We start from the raw sequence: 2035 nt of genomic DNA on the forward strand, positions 1-2035 counted from the left end.
GCTGCCGGACACCTTCGCCGGAGCCGGTGCGGCAGGGCTGGCGGGCGCCGCCCGCCGGGCCGCCGAGGAGCTGGGCGGCCTGGAGTCCGCCCGCCGGGCCGAGCGACGGCTCGCCGAGGTCGTCGACGAGCGCGGCCGCCTCGACCGGCAGGAGCGCGAGGACGAGGACCTCCTGCGGGAGGCCGACAGCTGGCTCACCGACTGGGACGCCACCCGCGCCGCGCTCCAGTCCCGTATCGACGCCGCACAGGAGGCCGCGACCCGTGCCGAGCAGCTCGCCGTGCAGCGCGAACCCGCGCACCGGCGGCTGGAGGCGGCCCGGCTGCGGGACGAACTCGGCCGGGACACCGACGAAGCCCAGCGCACCGCCCTCGCCTCCGAGGCGCTGGCCCTGGAGGCGAAGGCCCACTGGCTGCGGCTCAAGGAGCAGCGCCTGAACGGCATCGCCGCGGAGCTCGCCGCCCGGCTGACGGCGGGCGAGCCCTGTGCCGTCTGCGGGTCCACCGAACACCCCGCACCCGCACGGAAGTTCGCGGGCCATGTCGACGCAGAGGCGGAGGAGCGCGCGGAAGCCGCCCACCAGCGCGCCGACGCGCGGCGCGCCCAGGACGAACGTCGTCTCGCCACCGCACGCGAGGCCCTGGCCGCCGCCACCGCCGCGGCCGAGGACACGCCCACCGACCGACTGGCCGCCCAGGCGGACGAGTTGGAGCAGGAGTACCGCCGGGCCCGGGGTGCCGCCTCCGACCTGCACCCGGCGCAGGAGGAGCTGCGGCTGGCCGAGCGGGAGCGCGAGCGCCGGCTGACCGACCGCCGGCAGGCCGAGGTCCGGGCCGCTTCCCGGGTCACCCGGCGCGACGGTCTCGACGCCGAACACGCCTCCTTGGAGGCGGAGCTGACCAAGGCGCGGGGGAGTGCGGACAGTGTGGCGGCGCGGACCGCGCAGCTCGAGCGGCAGGTGGCACTGCTCACCGAAGCCGCCGACACCGCGCGCGCCGCCGAGGACACCGCCCGGCATCTGAAGGACGCCGACGCCCGGCTCGCGGACGCCGCCTACCGGGCCGGCTTCGAGACGCCGCAGGCCGCGGCCGCCGCGCTGCTCGACGACACCGCGCACCGCGAGCTGCAACGGCGCCTGGACGAAAGGCAGTCGCAGGAGGCGGCGGTCCGTGCGGTGCTGGCCGAGACGGACACCGCGGCCGCCGCGCAGCAGCCGCCCGCCGACCTCGACGGAGCCGAACGCACCGCAGCGGCGGCGGCCCGGTCGGCGCGTGAGGCCGCGTCGGCCCGCGACCGGGCCGACCACTGCTGTACGGAACTGGACCGGCTGTCCGCCCGCGCCACCGCGGAGGTACGCCGGCTCGCCCCGCTGCGCGAGGAGTACGACCGGGTCGCCCGGCTCGCCGCCCTCACCGCGGGCACCTCGGCCGACAACGAACGCCGGATGCGCCTGGAGTCGTACGTCCTGGCCGCCCGGCTGGAACAGGTCGCCGCCGCCGCCACCGTCCGCCTGCAGCGCATGTCGTCCGGCCGCTACACCCTGGTCCACTCCGACGACCGCGCCGGACGCGGCCGCAGCGGCCTCGGACTGCACGTCGTCGACGCCTGGACCGGACGCGAACGCGACACCGCCACGCTGTCCGGCGGCGAGACCTTCTTCGCCTCCCTCGCCCTGGCGCTCGGCCTCGCCGACGTGGTCACCGACGAGGCCGGCGGGGTCCGCCTCGACACCCTCTTCATCGACGAGGGCTTCGGCAGCCTCGACGACCAGACCCTGGACGAGGTCCTCGACGTCCTCGACTCGCTGCGCGAACGCGACCGCAGTGTCGGCATCGTCAGCCACGTGGCCGACCTGCGCCGCCGGATCCACGCCCAACTGGAGGTCACGAAGAGCAGGTCGGGCTCCCAGCTGCGGCAGCGCGGCGTCTAGTGCCGCGGCACCTAGTCTTCTGAGTCAGGAATTCTGTTCAGATGTATAGGCTTGCTCCATGGCACGGACGGGGCGGCCGAAGGCCGAGTTGACGCTGTCGGACGA

The 2035-nt window shown here is 76.0% G+C and carries 1 protein-coding gene; it reads left to right on the forward strand.

What is annotated here, in order from left to right; all coding sequences use genetic code 11:
- The coding region (locus ABZ646_RS45720; protein ID WP_360533463.1) for an SbcC/MukB-like Walker B domain-containing protein at positions 1 to 1930 on the forward strand (1930 nt) is incomplete at its 5' end.
- Positions 1931 to 2035: the final 105 nt, after the last annotated feature.

It is taken from the genome of Streptomyces sp. NPDC007162, from assembly GCF_040634175.1.
Classification (GTDB): domain Bacteria; phylum Actinomycetota; class Actinomycetes; order Streptomycetales; family Streptomycetaceae; genus Streptomyces.